Source organism: Pseudomonas sp. IPO3774 (assembly GCF_013386835.1).
Taxonomy (GTDB): Bacteria; Pseudomonadota; Gammaproteobacteria; order Pseudomonadales; family Pseudomonadaceae; genus Aquipseudomonas.
The window spans coordinates 1-18,307 of the sequence record NZ_JACAQY010000014.1 but is presented as its reverse complement, the minus strand read 5'-3'; the positions used below and the strand labels follow the sequence as shown (position 1 = coordinate 18,307).

15 protein-coding genes are annotated in these 18,307 nt (G+C 61.5%); 7 read left to right on the top strand and 8 right to left on the bottom strand.

From position 1 onward, the window contains the following. The first annotated feature begins 25 nt into the window (after positions 1-25). Both xdhC and guaD read left to right on the top strand, forming a co-directional pair. Complete coding sequence (xdhC, locus tag HYE77_RS08575; RefSeq protein WP_102368368.1) at positions 26-868, top strand: xanthine dehydrogenase accessory protein XdhC; 843 nt, start codon at positions 26-28, stop codon at positions 866-868. Between the two features lie 7 nt (positions 869-875). Further along, entirely contained in the window at positions 876-2,180 is a 1,305-nt protein-coding gene (gene guaD / locus HYE77_RS08570; protein WP_003219093.1) for a guanine deaminase, read from the top strand. A 138-nt stretch (positions 2,181-2,318) separates the two neighbouring features. Here guaD and HYE77_RS08565 read toward each other — a convergent pair whose 3' ends face one another. Beyond that, on the bottom strand, positions 2,319-3,083 hold the full coding sequence (locus tag HYE77_RS08565; protein ID WP_003219095.1) for a GntR family transcriptional regulator: 765 nt from the start codon (positions 3,081-3,083) through the stop codon (positions 2,319-2,321). Positions 3,084-3,412: 329 nt separating this feature from the next. On the opposite strand from HYE77_RS08565, the gene HYE77_RS08560 reads away from it, so the two are divergent. Then, positions 3,413-4,603 carry a benzoate/H(+) symporter BenE family transporter gene (locus HYE77_RS08560; RefSeq protein ID WP_008437554.1) on the top strand — a complete coding sequence of 397 codons (1,191 nt, stop codon included), beginning with the start codon at positions 3,413-3,415 and terminating at the stop codon, positions 4,601-4,603. A gap of 54 nt (positions 4,604-4,657) precedes the next feature. Here the strand turns inward: HYE77_RS08560 and HYE77_RS08555 are convergent, their stop codons facing one another. Continuing rightward, a complete protein-coding gene (locus HYE77_RS08555; RefSeq protein ID WP_003219101.1) occupies positions 4,658-5,002 on the bottom strand; it encodes a YggL family protein in 345 nt (114 codons plus the stop codon). Positions 5,003-5,238: 236 nt separating this feature from the next. Here HYE77_RS08555 and dacB point away from each other — a divergent pair, with 236 nt between their 5' ends. After that, positions 5,239-6,699, top strand: coding sequence for a D-alanyl-D-alanine carboxypeptidase/D-alanyl-D-alanine-endopeptidase (dacB, locus tag HYE77_RS08550; RefSeq protein WP_003219103.1), 1,461 nt, complete (start codon positions 5,239-5,241; stop codon positions 6,697-6,699). A gap of 136 nt (positions 6,700-6,835) precedes the next feature. Here dacB and HYE77_RS08545 read toward each other — a convergent pair whose 3' ends face one another. Together HYE77_RS08545 and rlmKL are read right to left on the bottom strand one after the other, a co-directional pair. Continuing rightward, positions 6,836-9,235, bottom strand: coding sequence for a diguanylate cyclase (locus HYE77_RS08545; protein ID WP_177068665.1), 2,400 nt, complete (start codon positions 9,233-9,235; stop codon positions 6,836-6,838). A 141-nt stretch (positions 9,236-9,376) separates the two neighbouring features. Further along, positions 9,377-11,641, bottom strand: coding sequence for a bifunctional 23S rRNA (guanine(2069)-N(7))-methyltransferase RlmK/23S rRNA (guanine(2445)-N(2))-methyltransferase RlmL (rlmKL, locus tag HYE77_RS08540; protein ID WP_003219107.1), 2,265 nt, complete (start codon positions 11,639-11,641; stop codon positions 9,377-9,379). Positions 11,642-12,172: 531 nt separating this feature from the next. On the opposite strand from rlmKL, the gene rmf reads away from it, so the two are divergent. Then, positions 12,173-12,388 (top strand): ribosome modulation factor, encoded by a 216-nt coding sequence (gene rmf, locus HYE77_RS08535; RefSeq protein ID WP_002553055.1) that lies wholly within the window; start codon positions 12,173-12,175, stop codon positions 12,386-12,388. A 120-nt stretch (positions 12,389-12,508) separates the two neighbouring features. Here the strand turns inward: rmf and HYE77_RS08530 are convergent, their stop codons facing one another. From HYE77_RS08530 to sctC, 4 genes are all read right to left on the bottom strand, one after another. Next, a complete protein-coding gene (locus HYE77_RS08530; RefSeq protein ID WP_003219118.1) occupies positions 12,509-13,534 on the bottom strand; it encodes a quinone-dependent dihydroorotate dehydrogenase in 1,026 nt (341 codons plus the stop codon). A gap of 86 nt (positions 13,535-13,620) precedes the next feature. Next, on the bottom strand, positions 13,621-14,088 hold the full coding sequence (locus HYE77_RS08525) for a transglycosylase SLT domain-containing protein (protein WP_003219119.1): 468 nt from the start codon (positions 14,086-14,088) through the stop codon (positions 13,621-13,623). After that, on the bottom strand, positions 14,085-14,462 hold the full coding sequence (locus HYE77_RS08520) for a winged helix-turn-helix domain-containing protein (RefSeq protein ID WP_102368366.1): 378 nt from the start codon (positions 14,460-14,462) through the stop codon (positions 14,085-14,087). Before HYE77_RS08520 ends, HYE77_RS08525 begins: the two co-directional genes overlap by 4 nt. Positions 14,463-14,636: 174 nt before the next feature. Continuing rightward, the gene (gene sctC, locus HYE77_RS08515) at positions 14,637-16,100 is read right to left on the bottom strand and encodes a type III secretion system outer membrane ring subunit SctC (protein WP_177068664.1); all 1,464 of its coding nucleotides are present in this window, start codon (positions 16,098-16,100) and stop codon (positions 14,637-14,639) included. Between the two features lie 236 nt (positions 16,101-16,336). Here sctC and HYE77_RS08510 point away from each other — a divergent pair, with 236 nt between their 5' ends. Together HYE77_RS08510 and HYE77_RS08505 are read left to right on the top strand one after the other, a co-directional pair. Beyond that, positions 16,337-17,536: a CmpA/NrtA family ABC transporter substrate-binding protein gene (locus HYE77_RS08510; RefSeq protein WP_003219123.1), complete on the top strand. Its 1,200-nt coding sequence runs from the start codon at positions 16,337-16,339 to the stop codon at positions 17,534-17,536. 12 nt (positions 17,537-17,548) lie between these two features. Continuing rightward, complete coding sequence (locus HYE77_RS08505) at positions 17,549-18,124, top strand: ANTAR domain-containing response regulator (protein ID WP_003219125.1); 576 nt, start codon at positions 17,549-17,551, stop codon at positions 18,122-18,124. The last annotated feature ends 183 nt before the right edge of the window (positions 18,125-18,307 follow it).

Here is an 18,307-nt window from a genome sequence, read left to right as displayed (position 1 = left end):
TGACAACAGAGATGTTGAGGTAAACATGAACAACTGGATCAGCGCCCTCGCCGACCTGCAGAACCAGGGCGAGCCCTGCGTGCTGGTGACCATCATCGAAGAGCTCGGCTCCACGCCGCGCAACGCCGGTTCGAAGATGGTGATCAGCGCCGCCCACACCTTCGACACCATCGGTGGCGGGCACCTGGAATACAAGGCGATGCAGATCGCCCGGGACATGCTTGTGCGCGGCCAGCAAAACACCCACCTGGAGCGCTTCAGCCTCGGCGCCAGCCTGGGCCAGTGCTGCGGCGGCGTGACGGTGCTGTTGTTCGAACCCATGGGCCAGGTGCAGGCGCAGATCGCGGTGTTCGGCGCCGGCCACGTGGGCCGCGCGCTGGTGCCGTTGCTGGCCAGCCTGCCGTGCCGGGTGCGCTGGATCGATTCCCGGGAACAGGAATTCCCGGAACACATCCCCCAAGGCGTGCGTAAAATCGTCAGCGAAGAGCCGGTGGATGAAATCGACCACTTGCCTGTGGGCAGTTATTGCATCGTCATGACCCACAACCACGCGCTGGACCTGGAACTCACCGCCGCCCTGCTCAAGCGCAATGACTTCACCTACTTCGGCCTGATCGGCTCGAAGACCAAACGCGTCAAGTTTGAACACCGCCTGCGGGATCGCGGTTTCGACACCGCGCAACTGCAACGCATGCATTGCCCGATGGGGCTGACCGAGGTCAAAGGCAAACTGCCTGTGGAAATCGCCATCTCCATCGCCGGCGAAATCATCGCCACCTATAACGCCAACTTCGGCCAGCACACTGCGAGCGCCGAACCCATTGCCAAACTGCTGCCGGTATCCCGCCGCAGCCAAGCGACTAACTGAGACGACCATGCCTTTGACACGCAAAGCCTACCGTGCCGCCATTTTGCACAGCATCGCCGACCCTGCCGAAGTGGGGATCGAAGCCTCCTACGAATATTTCGAGGACGGCCTGCTGGTGATCGACAACGGCCAGATCAGTGCCCTTGGCCACGCCAGCGACTTGCTCGCCAGCCTGCCCGCCGACATCGAAGTCACCCATTACCAGGACGCGCTGATCACCCCCGGCCTGATCGACACCCACATCCACCTGCCGCAGACCGGCATGGTCGGTGCCTATGGCGAGCAGTTGCTGGACTGGCTCAACACCTACACCTTCCCGTGTGAAAGCCAGTTCGCCGACAAGGCCCACGCCGAAGAAGTCGCGGATATTTTCATCAAGGAACTGCTGCGCAACGGCACCACCACCGCGCTGGTATTTGGCAGCGTGCACCCGCAGTCAGTGAACTCGTTTTTTGAAGCGGCCGAGAAGCTCGACCTGCGGATGATCGCCGGCAAGGTAATGATGGACCGCAACGCGCCGGACTATTTGACCGACACCGCCGAATCCGGCTACGCGGAAAGCAAGGCGCTGATCGAGCGCTGGCACGGCAAGGGCCGTTTGCACTACGCGGTGACGCCACGTTTCGCACCGACTAGTACACCTGAACAACTGACCCTCGCCGGGCAGCTGCTGGGGGAATACCCGGACCTCTACATGCAGACTCACATCAGTGAAAACCTGCAGGAAGTGGAATGGGTGAAAGAACTGTTCCCGGAGCGCAAGGGCTACCTGGACGTGTACGACCATTACAAACTGCTGGGTGAACGCTCGGTGTTCGCCCACGGTGTGCACCTGTGCGACGACGAATGCGCGCGGTTGGCAGAAGCCGGTTCGGCAGTCGCGTTCTGCCCGACATCGAACTTCTTCCTGGGCAGCGGTTTGTTCAACCTGCCGATGGCCGAGAAGCACAAGCTGAATGTCGGCCTGGGTACGGACGTCGGCGGTGGCACCAGCTTCTCGCTGCTGCAAACCCTGAACGAAGCGTACAAGGTGATGCAACTGCAAGGGGCGCGCTTGAGTCCGTTCAAGTCGTTGTACCTGGCGACCCTGGGTGGTGCGCGGGCGCTGCGTCTGGAAGACAAGATTGGCACGCTGCAACCCGGCACTGACGCGGACTTCCTGGTACTGGATTACAACGCCACCCCGCTGCTCAGCTATCGCCTGAAGCAGGCCAATAACATCGCCGAGACGTTGTTTGTGTTGATGACACTGGGGGATGACCGGGCGGTGTTGCAGACGTATGCGGCGGGGCAATTGGTGCACCAACGCTGATTTAACAGGTACAACAAAACAAATGTGGGAGCGGGCTTGCTCGCGAAGGCGGTGTGTCAGTCGCTGGATGTGCTGACTGATCCACCGCCTTCGCGAGCAAGCCCGCTCCCACATTTAGTTAGTGGCGAGCCTGGAAAATTACAGTTTTACAGACGAGCGCCCCGGCTTCTTTGTCTGCAACAGATGCGAGAACACTGCATGCAGATCGTCAGAAGCGCTTTCCTCATCGAGGTTGAGCTTGCTGTCGATGTGATCCATGTGATGCATCATCAGGTTCACCGCCAAATCCGCATCCCGCGCTTCGATCGCGTCGATCAACTGCGTGTGCTCATCGTAGGAACAGTGCGAGCGGTTGCCGCTTTCGTACTGGGCGATGATCAACGAGGTCTGGGACACCAGACTGCGCTGGAAACTGATCAGCGGCGCATTCTTCGCCGCCTCGGCCAGCTTCAGGTGGAACTCGCCGGAAAGCCGGATGCCCGCGCCGCGATCGCCCCGGGAGAAGCTGTCGCGCTCGTCGTTGACCATCTGCCGCAGCTCGGCCAGTTGCTCGGCCGTGGCATGCTGCACCGCCAATTCAGTGATCGCACGCTCCACCAGGCGCCGGGCGAGGAATACCTGGCGGGCTTCCTCGACGCTCGGGCTGGCCACTACCGCACCACGATTGGGCCGCAGCAGTACCACGCCTTCATGGGCCAGGCGCGACAGCGCGCGGCGAATGATGGTGCGGCTGACGCCGAAGATTTCGCCCAGCGCTTCTTCACTCAATTTGGTACCGGGCGCCAGGCGTTGTTCGAGGATCGCCTCGAAGATATGCGCGTAGACGATATCGTCCTGGGTTCCACTGCGACCGGCCTTACCGGCTCGCGGCTGTTTCTTGAGGGGCTGCAACTGTTCGTTCATGGGCACTCGGGTCGGGAGAACGGCGGCGAATTGACGTTGACTGTAATACGGCACAGAGGGTCGCTGGCAAGTATCGCGTAAAATCAGCGCACATTGTACACAACCCAGTGCGCCAACACACTGTACGGCTGTTTGGGGCGCCGGCTGTATTGCAATGAATCGTTACGTTTGAGTTTAGGCTTGATTCCGCACTTTCTCCTTTGTAGGAGCGAGCTTGCTCGCGAAAAACGTATAAGCACCGCATTCAGTCAGGATGCCAGCGTCATCGTTAACGACCTTCGCGAGCAAGCTCGCTCCTACAGACAGCCCGGTAAAAGGAACACCGCCCCATGTCCGACGTCCCCCAAGCGCGATTACGCCCACTGGCCGACACTTCGCCTTCGGCCATCGTCGCCGGTTTCATCGCCATGATGACCGGCTACACCAGCTCCCTGGTGCTCATGTTTCAAGCTGGCCAGGCCGCCGGCCTGACCACCGCGCAGATTTCCTCGTGGATCTGGGCGATCTCCATCGGCATGGCGGTGTGCAGCATTGGCCTGTCCTTGCGCTACCGCACGCCGATCACCATTGCCTGGTCCACACCGGGCGCGGCGCTGTTGATCACCAGCCTGGGCGGCGTCAGCTACGGCGAGGCCATCGGCGCCTACATCACCTGCGCGGTGCTGGTGACCATCTGTGGGCTGACCGGCAGCTTCGAAAAACTCGTCAAGCGCATCCCCGCGTCCCTGGCGGCCGCCTTGCTGGCGGGGATTCTGTTCAAGATCGGCAGCGAGATTTTCGTCGCCGCGCAGCACCGTACCGGGCTGGTACTGGGGATGTTCTTCACTTACCTGGTCATCAAGCGCCTGTCGCCGCGTTATGCCGTGCTCGCGGCACTGCTGATCGGCACGGCACTGTCCGGGCTGATGGGGCTGCTGGATTTCAGTGGCTTTCACCTGGAAGTGGCAACGCCGGTGTGGACCACGCCGCACTTCTCCCTGGCCGCGACCATCAGCATCGGCATCCCGCTGTTCGTGGTGGCCATGACCTCGCAGAACATGCCGGGTGTCGCGGTGCTGCGGGCCGACGGCTATAACGTACCGGCGTCGCCATTGATTACTACCACCGGCCTGGCCTCGCTGGTGCTGGCGCCGTTTGGCTCCCATGGCATCAACCTGGCAGCCATCAGCGCGGCGATCTGCACCGGCCCTCATGCCCATGAGGATCGCAACAAGCGCTACACCGCCGCGGTCTGGTGCGGGATTTTCTACGGGATCGCCGGGGTGTTTGGCGCGACATTGGCCGCGTTATTCGCCGCCCTGCCCAAGGAACTGGTGCTGTCGATTGCGGCACTGGCGTTGTTTGGCTCGATCATCAATGGCCTGAGCATCGCCATGAATGAACCCAGGGAACGGGAAGCTGCGTTGATCACCTTCATGGTCACAGCGTCGGGGTTGACGTTGTTTTCCATCGGTTCGGCGTTCTGGGGAATTGTCGCGGGGGTGTTGACGCTGGTGATTCTGAACTGGCGCAAGGCCTGATTCTTTAGACCCAGTAACGAAAAAGCGACCCGGGCGGGTCGCTTTTTCATGACATCAGACTGCCGGGTTAATCGGCTTTTCTGGGTGCCAAGCGTCCAGCAGGGCGCTGACTTCAACGCGGGTCAGCTCTGGACGAGCCTTCAGCCACGCTTCAACAGCGGCACGCTGTTCTTCGTTGACCGAACCACGGGTGGCTTTGCAAACCAGACCGAAGTCATCACCGCCGACGTAGTCCAGGCCGTTGCCGTCCATCGCTTCAGTGAGGAATGCTTCGAGGAAAGCGTCAACCGCTTCATCGTCCAAACCTTCTTTGAAGTCCAGGTTCAGTTCGAAACCCAGCTCTTGAAATTCATCAACGCACAGTTTTTTGCGCAGACGCCGGGAACGGTTAGTCGCCATTGGAACAATCCTCTTAAGTAATAACGGGCGGCACTTTAGCAGTTTAAGCAGGCCTTTGCCCGATTCTCTGGGACAGGCGGCAGAGTGCCAGTAAAAAAAACCGCCAATTGCAGCTATCGTTCAGCCACAAGTGCGACAGCCTTGGGGCATAATGCCGACACTTTCATGACCATTGAGGGATTTTTCGTACATACCCCTCACCTTTTTACCCCCTCAGCAGTAGGGTTTTAATTCTTATGATCAAATCTTTGCGTCCACTGTTACTCGCCAGTTTTCTTCTGCCCCTGGCCTTTTCCGTTACCGCCGCCCCGATCAACACTTCCCTGCCGCCCAAGGTCCAGGAAGCCCTCCAGAAAGCCAAGCTGCAAAACAATGCCCTGTCCCTGGTGATGATTCCCCTCAATGGCCCGGGCACACCTACCGTGTTCAACGCCGACGTGTCGGTCAACCCAGCCTCGACCATGAAGCTGGTCACCACCTACGCGGCCCTGGAAATGCTCGGTCCCAACCATCAGTGGAAAACCGAGTTCTACACCGACGGCACCCTGAGCGGCGGGATCCTGAACGGCAACCTGTACCTCAAGGGCGGCGGCGACCCCAAGCTGAACATGGAAAAACTCTGGCTGCTGATGCGCGACCTGCGGGCCAATGGCGTGCAGCAAGTGACCGGCGACCTGGTGCTGGACCGTGGCTTCTTCATCCCGCCGCAACTGCCGGAGTTCAATGACGACGGTAACGACGAAAACAAGCCGTTCCTGGTCAAGCCCGATGCCTTGATGGTCAACCTCAAGGCGCTGCGCTTCGTCACCCGCAATGATTCGGGCAAGGTGCTGGTGTCGGTCGAGCCGCCGATTGCGAGCATCCGCATCGACAACCAGGTCAAGGTCTCCAACGCCAAGCAATGCACCGGCGATGTGCGCTACAGCCCGATGACCGCCGCCGACGGCAGCGTCACCGTGACCGTCAGCGGCCAGTTGGCGGACGGCTGCAGTTCGCAGACGTATCTGTCGTTGCTGGACCACGCCACCTACACCGCCGGCGCCGTTCGGGCGATCTGGAAGGAACTGGGCGGCAGCATCCAGGGCCGCGACATCCAGGCGCCGGTACCGAAGAACGCCAAAGTGCTGGCTCGTGCGTTCTCGCCGGACCTGGCGGAGATCATCCGCGACATCAACAAATACAGTAACAACACCATGGCCCAGCAGTTGTTCCTGAGCCTGGGTGCGCAGTACCGCACCGATGCCGACGGCGACGACGCCAAGGCCGCCCAGCGCGTGGTGCGCCAGTGGCTGGCGAAAAAAGGCATCACCGCGCCGCACCTGGTGATGGAGAACGGCTCCGGCCTGTCCCGTGCTGAACGGGTCAGCGCCCGCGAGATGGCGACCATGCTGCAAGCGGCGTGGAGAAGCCCGTACGCGGCGGAGTACATCAGTTCGCTGCCGATTGCCGGCACCGACGGCACCATGCGTAAACGCCTGAAGACCACGGCCATGCGCGGCGAAGCCCACGTCAAGACCGGCACCCTGAACACCGTGCGGGCGATTGCCGGGTTCAGCCGCGACAACAATGGCAATACCTGGGCTGTGGTGGCGATTCTCAACGATCCGAAACCGTGGGGCGCGTCCTCGGTACTGGACCAGGTGCTGCTGGACCTGTATCGCCAGCCGAAACTGGCGGCGGCGGCCCCGGTCCTCTAACAGCAGCAAATATCAAATGTGGGAGCTGGCTTGCCTGCGATGCAGACGCCTCGGTCTATCAGGAATACCGAGGTGATGCTATCGCAGGCAAGCCAGCTCCCACATTGATCTCTAATAGCTTGAATGGCCGTGCACTTCAGGCAAGCACCCGCTCTGCCTCAACCCTGTCCCTGCCCGCCTGCTTGGCGGCATAGACACCCGAATCCGCCCGCAGCAACAAGCTGTCGACGCCCTCCTCGACCCGCCAACTGGCGACCCCGAAGCTCGCCGTCACCGTGCCGACACCTTCCATCGGCTCACCGCGCAACGCCTGCCACAACTCCACGGCAACATTGAACGCCTGGCTGCCGTCGGTATTGGCGCACAGCACCACAAACTCCTCGCCCCCCAGCCGGCAAAACACATCCGTGCGTCGTAACCGCTGGCTGATTCGCCGGCATAACTCCTTGAGCACTTCATCACCCACCGCGTGACCATGCTGGTCGTTGATACGCTTGAAGTGATCGATGTCGAACATAATCACCGACAACGCCCCCGAGGCACGCTTGACGCGGATCATCTCGGCCTTCAGCCGGTCCTGGAAGTAGCGTCGGTTATGAATGCCGGTCAGGGAATCGGTAATCGACAGCGCCCGCAGCTCTTCCTCGACCCGCTTGAGATCGGAAATATCCGACACATAGCCATGCCATAACGTACCGCCACCGGCCAGCTCTTCCGGCGTCGCCTCACCGCGAACCCAGCGCAGCCCCCGATGGGGCAACTGCACCCGGTATTCTTCACGCCAATGGCTCAGTTGCAGGGTGGACAGGCGAATGGACTCCCGTACCCGCTCGACATCTAGCGGATGAATCCGCTCGAAGACCTTTCGCGCATCCTGCTGCAACACCCCAGGCTCGATTTCGTAGATGTCGCGGATGCCATCGCTGGCATAAATGAAACGCGAGACATTGTTCGGTTCCAGGATGAACTGGAAAATACCGCCGGGCACATGGGCGCTGAGTTTCTTCAGCAGGCGGTCCCGCGCGGCCAGTGCCTCATAGGCGCGCTTCTGCTCGGTGACATCCAGGCAGATCGCCAGGTGCCCGACCCACAGGCCATGCTCGTCCAGCAGAACAGTGGCGAGCATGTTCACCGTCAGTTGGCTGCCGTCCTTGCGTACCAGCGTCCACTCGCGGGCCTCATGCACTGCATCGGCGCTGTCCACCAGCATCGCCTGGGCTGGCGCGATGCGCTTGCCGAGGATTGCGCTCAATTGCGCGGCACGGGCTTCCAGCTCGGGGGCCAGGTGCAGGCTTTCGAGGGTCAGGTGGCCCAGTACCTCTTGTGCTTCAAAGCCCAGCATCTGCTCGGCGCCGGCGTTGAAGGTGGTGATCACACCGCGCAAGTCCGTCGCGATGATCGCCACCTGGGTGGCCGCATTGAGCACGCTGCGCAGTTGGCCGTGGGTGCCTCGCAGTTCCTGTTCCCGCTGACGCAATTGGGCGGTGCGCTGCTCCACCAGCTTCAATGCGCGCTGGCGCTGGCTGACCACCACGTAGAGCAACGCACTGAGCAGCACACTCAGCAGGCTGCCCATGACCAGGATACTGACCAGCGACGAGTGATTGCCCTGCTGGAACACCTGGCTGGGGCGCAGGCTCAAGGCGTAGACGTGGTCGCCGAGCGTCAGCCGGCGTGCTGCCACCAGGTCACTGTCTGCCACGGGGTTGCTGGATTCGTACAACACCCGTTGCTCTGCATCGGAGGTGTCGACAATCTGCATCACCAGGTTGTCCCGTGCGGCCTTGGGCAAGCCATCGGCCACCAGCTGGCGCATGCTGATCACCGCCATGACGTAGCCGTAAGGTTCACTGTTGGGCTCTTGTGTCGTCGGTGCCCGGCTGACCGGTGCCACCAGCAATACACCCATGGCATAGGCCGGCTCCACACCCACCAGTTGCATGGGTTGGGACACCGCCATCTTCCCTGACTGTTGCGCACGCTCCACCGTCGAGCGCCGCAGTGGCTGGGCCAACAGGTCAAAACCCAGCGGCGAGCCGAGAATGCTCTGGGTCTGGCTGTACAACACCGGCACATACTCATCGCGATCAGTCGCCGGGGTCAGTTCGCCCGCCGCATTCAATTCACGAATGGAGAAATTCGCACCGCGCTCCGCCGTGATTGCCTGCTCGAACGCACCGCGCTGGTCACGCAAAACCCGGGGTGCCCAGGCATAGGCGCGGGTACGCAACAGCAAGGGCTGCGCGAACCCTTCGAACTCTTTGCGCGAGACTGTATTTGAATTGACGAAGAACCGCCGCAGGCTGCCCAGGCGTTGTTCCTGGTCCTCGAAACGCTCCTGGAGACGGCTGTAGCGCTCGTTGACCAGCAGTTGAAAGCGCTGGCGCATCTGCTGCTGGTAAAGCTCTGACGCGGCCCAGGCGACGACAATCGTCAGCGCGATACCGGCCAGCAACACCACCACCGCCACCAGCCACGCCGACACCTGCTCACTGATAAAGCCTAGGATTTTCGGGCGGACGGCATGCAGCGGCATAGACAAGACTCGGAACGCCAGCGTGCGGGTGCGTCACTTTGGCCAGGTCCTAAGTTATAGCCACAGGACTTGCGTTTGACCAGCGCAAAAAAAAGCCGCAAGGCCGGAATGATCCGGGCCTGCGGCTTCAGAACGCAGTGATCAGCGCGCGGTGATTTTCCACGCCCGATGGATCTTGGCGTTACGCGCAAAATCCGGGTCGATGGTCTTGTCGCTGATCTCTTCGACGGCATACCGCTCGACGAGGTTGTCTTCCAGCTGGAACTTGCGGAAGTTGTTCGAGAAGTACAACACGCCGCCCGGCGCCAGGCGTGCCATGGCCAGGTCCAGCAACTGCACGTGGTCGCGTTGCACGTCGAAGATGCCTTCCATGCGCTTGGAGTTGGAGAAGGTCGGCGGGTCGATGAAGATCATGTCGAACTCATCGCGGCTGGCTTCCAGCCAGGCCATCACGTCGCCCTGCTCCAGGCGGTTCTTGTCGGAGAAACCGTTGAGGGAGAAGTTGCGGCGCGCCCAGTCCAGGTAGGTCTTCGACAGGTCGACGCTGGTGGTGCTGCGCGCGCCACCCTTGGCGGCGTGCACACTGGCGGTGGCGGTGTAGCAATACAGGTTGAGGAAGCGTTTGCCGGCCGCCTCTTTCTGGATGCGCATGCGCATTGGACGGTGGTCGAGGAACAGGCCGGTGTCCAGGTAATCGGTCAGGTTGACCAGCAACTTGACGCCGCCTTCGCTGACCTCGGTGAACTTGCCCTGGGCGCTCTGGCGCTCGTACTGCTTGGTGCCGCTCTGGCGTTCGCGACGCTTGACCACCACACGGTTCTTGTCGATGCCCAGCGCCTGGGGAATGGCCGCCAGGGCATCGAACATGCGTGCCGAAGCTTTTTCCGGGTCAATCGACTTCGGCGCCACGTATTCCTGGACGTGGACCCAGTCGTGGTACAGGTCGATGGCCATGGAGTATTCCGGCATGTCGGCATCGTACACACGGTAGCAATCGACGCCTTCGCGCTTGGCCCACTTGCCCAGCAGTTTCAGGTTCTTTTGCAGGCGGTTGGCAAACATCTGCCCGCCTTCGCTCAAGCGCGCCTGCTCGACCACTGGGGCCGGGGCGGGTTTGATCGGGTTCCCGTTCTTGTTGTACTGGCGCTCTTGCGGCTCGGTCGGCGCCTGGTCGTAGGCCGCTTGCTCGCGCTCGGCCTGGCGTTGTTCCGGGGTGCGACGCTCGCCGGTGACGAACTGGTCCGGGGTGACCTTGATCAGCAGCAATTTGCACGGCAAGGCGCCGTTCCAGAACGAATACTGTTTGTGGCTGCGGATGCCCATGCGCTTGCCCAGGTCCGGAGCACCGGTGAACACCGCCGCTTCCCAGCCCAGGCACGCCTGGCGCAGACGCTCGCCGAGGTTCTGATAGAGGTACAACAGGCTGGCTTCATCACCCAGACGCTCGCCATACGGCGGGTTGCAGATCACCAGGCCTTTCTGGTTCTGGTCCGGACGCGGCTCGAAGGTACCGACTTCGCCCTGGTAGATCTTGATCCAGTGGCTAAGGCCTGCGCGTTCGATGTTGTTGCGGGCGGGTTGGATCAGGCGAGGATCCGCCTCGTAACCACGAATCCACAGCGGTGGCTTGGCCATGCCGATGGCGGCACGTTCGCTGGCCTCTGTGTGAAGTTTTTTCCACAGCGCCGGAACGTGGCCAAGCCAGGCGGTGAAACCCCACAGCTCACGGTTCAGGTTGGGCGCCATGTCGGCGGCGATCATCGCGCCTTCCACCAGGAAGGTACCGACGCCGCACATCGGGTCCGTCAGCGCGCCGCCTTCGGCAGCGATGCGCGGCCAGCCGGAGCGAATCAGGATCGCCGCCGCCAGGTTCTCTTTCAACGGTGCCGCGCCCTGCTGCAGGCGGTAGCCGCGCTGGTGCAGGCTGTGGCCGGACAGGTCGAGAGAGAGGATCGCTTCGCCACGGTCCAGGCGCAGGTGGATGCGCAGGTCCGGGTTGATCTTGTCGATGGATGGACGTTCGCCGGTCGGGGTGCGCAGCTTGTCGACAATCGCATCCTTGACCTTCAGCGCGCCGAAGTGGGTGTTGTCGATGCCCGAGCCATGGCCGCTGAATTCAACGGCCAGGGTGCCGTCGGCGAGCATGTGGTCTTCCCACTCGATGTCCAGCACCCCGTGGTACAGGTCTTCGGCGTCCTTCATCGGGAAGCGCTTGAGCACCAGCAACACGCGGTTGGCCAGGCGCGACCAGAGGCACAGGCGGTAGGCGGTCTCCATGTCGGCCATGCCGCGCACGGCCGAGGTGTGCTCGCGGGCTTCCTCAAGGCCAAGCCCGACGGCTTCCTCGATCAGCAGGCCTTCGAGGCCCTTGGGGCAGGTGAGGAAGAGTTCAAAACGGTCCGACATGGGGCATTCCAGGCTTTTCAGCAATAAGTGAACGGGCGACGCATCGCGCGTTCGGTTTTCAATCAAGCGCTTTTCTTGAAGAGCGCTCGTGTGGCACGAATGTGCCGTTCCACCCCGGCTACCGGCCTTTCGGGCCTTTATCGACGGGGCAGTTCAAGTATTTGAAGCAACAAAAAGAAACATTCCGACCCTTCGTCGAATAATAACCGACTGCAACAGGCGGACATTCTCACTAAAGGATTAAACCCATCCTCTTTGAAGGGCACATCATAGCTGGGTTTGCCCAATAAAAGGGGCGAAAAGCCATCCCAGCTTATGGCTATAGCATCGTTATCGTTACGTGCTTATGACAAAACGATCATTGAATCCATGTGACCTATTGGTTAGAACTCAACACAGGTTGGCGCCGTAACGACGCCGACACATAGCTCGCCACGCCGGCAGCGAGCGCACCAACGGCAGAAAAACTCTGCCCGGCCTCGGACGAGGCCGAAGGATATCAAGACAGTCAACAAGTGAGGGAAACACCCTATGAGAAGACTTAAGCGTGATCCGTTGGAAAGAGCATTTTTACGCGGATATCAATATGGCGTTCATGGCAAATCCCGTGAGCTTTGCCCATTTACTCTACCGTCGGTACGCCAAGCCTGGATCAACGGCTGGCGAGAAGGACGCGGCGACAACTGGGACGGTATGACTGGCACTGCGGGAATCCACAGACTCAACGAACTTCACGCCGTCGGCTAATCAAGGGCATTTAATTCCGACACCAGCACGAATACGCAACCACTTAACCACGCACGCCCCATCCGGGCGGCGGGCTTCGGCCCAGGGGCTCCTTCAAGGAGCCCTTTTTATTGCCTGTTGTCAGCCGCGCGGCAATGCCGCAATCGCATCCACCGCCTGGCGAATCAACGCCGGGCCCTTGTAGATAAAGCCGGAATACAACTGCACCAGGCTCGCGCCGGCGGCGATTTTTTCGGCCGCGTGCTTGCCCTCGGTGATGCCACCCACGGCAATGATCGGCAAGCGCCCTGCCAACTCGGCCGCCAGCACCTTGACGATGTGGGTGCTCTGGTCGCGTACCGGCGCACCGGACAGGCCGCCCGCTTCGTCACCATACGCCAGGCCTTCGACACCGACGCGGCTCAGGGTGGTGTTGGTGGCGATCACCGCATCCATGCCCGAATCCACCAGGGCCTGTGCCACCAGTACGGTCTCTTCGTCGTTCATGTCCGGGGCAATCTTGATTGCCAGGGGCACACGCTTGCCGTGGCGCACAGCCAAATCTTCCTGGCGCTGACGCAAGGCTTCGAGCAGTTGCTTGAGGGAGTCGCCAAACTGCAGGCTGCGCAGGCCCGGGGTGTTAGGCGAGCTGACGTTGACCGTGACGTAGCTGGCGTGGGCGTAGACCTTGTCCAGGCAAATCAGATAGTCATCCACCGCACGCTCCACCGGCGTGTCGAAGTTCTTGCCGATATTGATCCCGAGGATACCGGTGTACTTAGCCGCCTGAACCCGTGACAGCAGGTTATCCACACCCAGGTTGTTGAAGCCCATGCGATTGATGATCGCCTCGGCTTCCGGCAGGCGGAAGATCCGCGGCTTCGGGTTGCCCGGCTGCGGCCGTGGGGTCACGGTGCCGATTTCGACAAAGCCAAAACCCAGCTGCGCAAAACCGTCGATGGCCGCACCGTTTTTGTCCAAACCCGCAGCCAGGCCTACCGGGTTGGGGAAATCGAGCCCCATCACCGACACCGGCATTTTCGCCGGGGCCTTGCACACCAGGCCATTGAGCCCCAGGCGGCCACCGGCACCGATCAAGTCCAGGGACAGATCGTGGGAAGTTTCCGGAGAGAGTTTGAACAACAGCTGGCGGGCCAGGGTATACATGGGCGGGCTTGACTCGGATGGCGGCGAAAGGTGGCGGCGATTATAGCCGGGGTGACGGGCTGCATGCGAGGCGTGCCGTCCAATCGTCAGTTACGGTGCGTCATCAGTTCCTCATAGCGGGCCCAGATTTTTTGCGCATAGCGAAGACGCAGGGCCTCACGCTGAGGCCCGGGCCCGCCGCCCACATTGTAGGAACCGATCGCCGTCCAGTTGTAGCCGAACTGTTTGACGAAGTCGGCAAGGATCGACGCCCCCACCTCCACCGACAGGCAAGGCTCATCCAGCAAGCGCTGCTCGGTAATGCCCTCCTTGAGCAGGCGCGGCAGGTGAATGCTGTTGATCTGCATCAGCCCGATATCACGGGTGCCGTTGTTGTTGGCGTAATTCATGGCCTTGGCGCGGTAGCCCGACTCCACTGCGGCGATGGCCTGCAACAATTCCGGCTCCATGCCGTATCGGCTGGCAGCCTCGGCCCAGCAATACGCCCGGGCTTCATTGCCGAAGCCGAGCGTGAGCATCAGCAGCAGCGCCCCCTTGCACCGGGCGCTGCTCATGCCTGCCCCCGACCGCAGGTGGAACAGACAGTGCCCACCGTCAGGCTGGTCATCCTGACCGCACAGGTCACCCGGTACCCCTTGCCGTATACCGTCTTGATCAGGCCCTTGCCGCCCTTCAAATATTTGCGCAGCGAACAGATGCAACGGGTCAGGGACTCTTCCGTGGCCTCGTTATGGGGCCATGCCTGTTCCAGCAAGTGGTCCTTGGTCACCAGCACTCCGGCCGAGGACAGCAACAGGCGCAACACCTGCCACTCCTTGGGCGGGAGTTGAATATCCGAGTCTTCACTGGTCAATCTACCGTCGCCGTGCAACGTCCAGCGCTCAAAGACCATGGGGGTAGCCAGTACCCCATCGTTCACCACGGCCATTCGTACCTCCGCACCCAACTCACCTTCATTTCCAACACTGGTTTCCTGAAGGTCGCGACTATAAAAAGCCCACTCGCTGTATAGGAGAGGAAAAAACCCCATAGGCACTGATTTTTTCAGACTGGGCACGTAGGACCTTTCGACGATGCCCGCCCAGGCGCGCCACCAACGTTCTTATCCTTCGGTCACCCGGGTAAATGCCCGCTTCACCTGCTCATGCTGGGAGCGCGTCAACGGCGGCGCCTGCCCCGGCTCGGCAGCGGTATGCAGCACACTTGCGACCGCCGTCGCCTGAATCACAAACAATCGCACACTGTTGGCCATGGGCCCGTTGTAGCGTCCGAGCAAGGCTGTGCCGGTATCGCGCTGAAAATTCCCCACCAGCAATCGCCTGCCCGGAGCCACACGCACCACCGTGTTGATCCCCATCCGCTCCACCCCCGCCGAGGGTTTGTCGCGACTGGCAGCCTTGCCCATCTGGCGGCCATCCTCGACGGTGAGCAGCATCTCGATTTCATTCGCCTCGGCAAAGCGCGGCAGAACACTGACCTGCGTACCAAAGACCACCGGTTGCCATTCGTCGTGGTCTTCACCCGGCCGGGGCAGATAGAACGTCTGGTTGTCGTTGAAAACCGCGGGCACATTCTCCTGGGTGAGAATCACCGGCAACGTCGTGACCCTCGCTCGCCTGCGCAACTCCAAGGCGGTGATCCGCTGCATGAATGCTTCGTCCTCGATGGGTGCCATGAGCCGGGTCGCTGAAGGCTTGTCCGACCCCTTGTGCATGGTCGCGCCGATCTTCTTGAGCTCATCGCGGTCCACATCCACCAGCCACATCGAAACCTCCACCGCGCGCTTCGGTACGTCCAGTTCTGCCACCAGACCTTCGATAAAGCTCACCTGCGCGGGCTTGCCCTTGATCAGCAGGCTGTTGGTGTCCGGGTACGCCAGCACCGAGATATTCTTGTCGGCCAGTAATCCGGGTTGCCGCGGGGACGCACTCTCCTGCTCGACGGCCAGCAGTTTTTCGATCATGGATGCCATGCCCGGCACCGTGACGGTTCTGTCGCCCATGTTGTACTCGCGGTCTGCAACGTGGGTATTGAGCACCTGCACCACCCCGATCCGCTGCGGCCCCAGGCGCAGTTCCGCACGCTGGCGGTCCATCAGTTGGGCCAGGCGCAGCACATGGTCGACATAGTTCGGCGGCCCGGACACGTAGAACACCCGCGCCCCACTCGCACGCAGCGGGTAGCGCGCCTCTTCGAGCCCCGACCGGCGCATGAACCCGCGCAGGAGGTCGACCGAGATATGCCGCAGGGTCACCACGGAGCTTTTCGCCTCGTCGGCGTCATAGAGGTAAAGCACCTGGCCATCGGTGTACCAGATCAGGCCTTGCTGCTGGGCGACCGACTCCAGCAGCGGTTGGGGCGAGTCGAAATCGAACGCCCCGCTGATGCGCTTGCGAGCTGCCGCCTGACTGACAACGATCGGCTGCCCCAGCGGCAGGGACAACGCGGTAAAAAAAGTGTGCAGGCTTTCATCACGGGCCTGGTAGGAGCCCCCGAACGCGCCGGGGCTGCCCAGCAGCACCAGGCAGAAAAGCAGCGTCGAGAAACGGTGAAGGTGGCTGAACATGCCTGCATGGCCCGGGCTGAAAGAGCGGCCATACTGCGAGGCAGGCCGATTTCAATCCTGATGGAAAGCTGACGCCCAGCCCATCCTGTGCGCATCGTGGCATGTGCCTTGCTTTGCCTTGTCTATCGCAGCTCGCGCCAACGGCGGAACGGGCTCAAGGACACAGACGTCGTTACCCCGGGCTCTTCCTCTGAGTACCCGACGGAACGGCGTTTTTTTATGAAAGGTACGTATTGATGAGTGATCCCCTGGCTTGGGTCAACGGCAGCGATGCCCCGGAAAAGAGCAGCCTCAACCTGGGTTTCATGGCCCTGAGCGATTGCGCCTCGGTGGTGGTCGCCGCCACCCAGGGCTTCGCCCAGCCCTATGGCCTGACCTTGAATCTCAGGCGCCAGTCATCATGGGCCAGCCTGCGGGACAATCTGGTCAGCGGCGAACTGGACGCCGCCCACAGCCTGTACGGCCTGATCTACGCCGTGCACCTGGGTATCGGCGGCGTGGCACCCACCGATATGGCGGTGCTGATGGGCCTGAACCAGAACGGCCAGAGCATCAACCTGTCCCGTGGCCTGCAACAGCTGGGGGTGACCAGTCCTGAGGCACTGGACCGCCACGTGCACCAAAGCCGAACAAAACTCACCTTCGCCCAGACCTTTCCCACAGGTACCCACGCCATGTGGTTGTATTACTGGCTGGCCAGCCAGGGCATTCATCCCCTGCAGGATGTGGACAGTGTGGTGGTGCCGCCGCCGCAGATGGTTGCGCACCTGCAAGCCGGGCGCATCGACGGCTTTTGTGTGGGCGAGCCCTGGTGCGCCAGTGCGGTGAAGCAGAACCAGGGCTTTACCCTGGCCACCACCCAGGCACTGTGGCCGGACCATCCGGAAAAAGTCCTCGGCTGCACCCAGGCATTTGTCGAGCAATACCCCAATACCGCCCGGGTACTGGTGATGGCGATCCTGCAGGCCAGCCGTTTTATCGAACAGAGCACGGAAAACCGCCGCTCCACTGCACAGTTGCTGAGCGCCCCGCAGTACCTCGACGCCCCGCTCGATTGCATCGAACCGCGCCTGCTCGGCGACTACGATGACGGCCTCGGCAACCACTGGCAGGATCCCCACGCGCTGCGTTTTTATGGCGACGGCGAGGTGAACCTGCCCTACCTGTCTGATGGCATGTGGTTCATGACCCAGTTCCGCCGCTGGGGCCTGCTGCGGGAGGACCCGGACTACCTCGGCGTTGCCCGGCGTGTGCAACAACTGGACATCTATCGCCAGGCGGCCAGCGCCGTGGGCGTGCCTGCCGGTGGCGAGGCCATGCGCAGCAGCCAGTTGATCGACGGAAAAATCTGGGACGGTTCGGACCCGGCCGGGTATGCCCGCAGCTTTCGCCTGCATGCCATGGCAGATGTTGCCAGCCGCCAGGCCTTGCGCTGACAGGAGGAACCCATGCTACGAATCCTGTTGATCAATGACACACCGCGCAAGGTCGGTCGGCTCAAGGCTGCGTTGACCGAGGCCGGGTTTGAGGTGATCGATGAATCGGGGTTGACGATCGACTTGCCGGCGCGGGTCGAAGCGGTGCGCCCGGACGTGATTTTGATCGATACCGAGTCGCCGGGACGCGATGTGATGGAGCAGGTGGTGCTGGTGAGTCGCGACCAGCCACGGCCGATTGTGATGTTTACCGATGAGCATGATCCGGGGGTGATGCGTCAGGCGATCAAGTCCGGGGTGAGTGCCTACATTGTCGAGGGGATTCAGGCGCAGCGGTTGCAGCCGATTCTGGATGTGGCGATGGCGCGGTTCGAGAGTGACCAGGCGCTACGCGCGCAGTTGCAGGCGCGGGATCAGCAGTTGGCCGAACGCAAGCGGATCGAAACGGCCAAGGGGTTGTTGATGAAAATGAAGGGGTGTAATGAGGAAGAGGCCTACACGCTGATGCGGCGTCAGGCGATGAGTCGGCAGCAGAAGCTGATTCAAGTGGCGGAGCAGATTATTGCGATGAGTGAGTTGTTGGGGTGAGAGGGGGGTCGGGGTGTATATCCGTTATTTAGGTAACGGCCGCTATTGGTACCGCCCTTACGGCGGCTCACTTTTGAACAGCGCAAAAGTAAGCAAAACGCTCTTGCCCCACCACTCGGCACCTCGCTTAGGCTCGGTGTGCCCTCACTCCGGCATTACTCCGCGGGCCGCCGCGACGGGGCC

What these genes read in the sequence shown, in the direction of transcription:
- xdhC (WP_102368368.1), top strand. Translation starts at nt 26, where the DNA reads ATGAACAACTGGATCAGCGCCCTCGCCGACCTGCAGAACCAGGGCGAG.
- guaD (WP_003219093.1), top strand. Translation starts at nt 876, where the DNA reads ATGCCTTTGACACGCAAAGCCTACCGTGCCGCCATTTTGCACAGCATC.
- HYE77_RS08565 (WP_003219095.1), bottom strand. Translation starts at nt 3,083, where the DNA reads ATGAACGAACAGTTGCAGCCCCTCAAGAAACAGCCGCGAGCCGGTAAG.
- HYE77_RS08560 (WP_008437554.1), top strand. Translation starts at nt 3,413, where the DNA reads ATGTCCGACGTCCCCCAAGCGCGATTACGCCCACTGGCCGACACTTCG.
- HYE77_RS08555 (WP_003219101.1), bottom strand. Translation starts at nt 5,002, where the DNA reads ATGGCGACTAACCGTTCCCGGCGTCTGCGCAAAAAACTGTGCGTTGAT.
- dacB (WP_003219103.1), top strand. Translation starts at nt 5,239, where the DNA reads ATGATCAAATCTTTGCGTCCACTGTTACTCGCCAGTTTTCTTCTGCCC.
- HYE77_RS08545 (WP_177068665.1), bottom strand. Translation starts at nt 9,235, where the DNA reads ATGCCGCTGCATGCCGTCCGCCCGAAAATCCTAGGCTTTATCAGTGAG.
- rlmKL (WP_003219107.1), bottom strand. Translation starts at nt 11,641, where the DNA reads ATGTCGGACCGTTTTGAACTCTTCCTCACCTGCCCCAAGGGCCTCGAA.
- rmf (WP_002553055.1), top strand. Translation starts at nt 12,173, where the DNA reads ATGAGAAGACTTAAGCGTGATCCGTTGGAAAGAGCATTTTTACGCGGA.
- HYE77_RS08530 (WP_003219118.1), bottom strand. Translation starts at nt 13,534, where the DNA reads ATGTATACCCTGGCCCGCCAGCTGTTGTTCAAACTCTCTCCGGAAACT.
- HYE77_RS08525 (WP_003219119.1), bottom strand. Translation starts at nt 14,088, where the DNA reads ATGAGCAGCGCCCGGTGCAAGGGGGCGCTGCTGCTGATGCTCACGCTC.
- HYE77_RS08520 (WP_102368366.1), bottom strand. Translation starts at nt 14,462, where the DNA reads ATGGCCGTGGTGAACGATGGGGTACTGGCTACCCCCATGGTCTTTGAG.
- sctC (WP_177068664.1), bottom strand. Translation starts at nt 16,100, where the DNA reads ATGTTCAGCCACCTTCACCGTTTCTCGACGCTGCTTTTCTGCCTGGTG.
- HYE77_RS08510 (WP_003219123.1), top strand. Translation starts at nt 16,337, where the DNA reads ATGAGTGATCCCCTGGCTTGGGTCAACGGCAGCGATGCCCCGGAAAAG.
- HYE77_RS08505 (WP_003219125.1), top strand. Translation starts at nt 17,549, where the DNA reads ATGCTACGAATCCTGTTGATCAATGACACACCGCGCAAGGTCGGTCGG.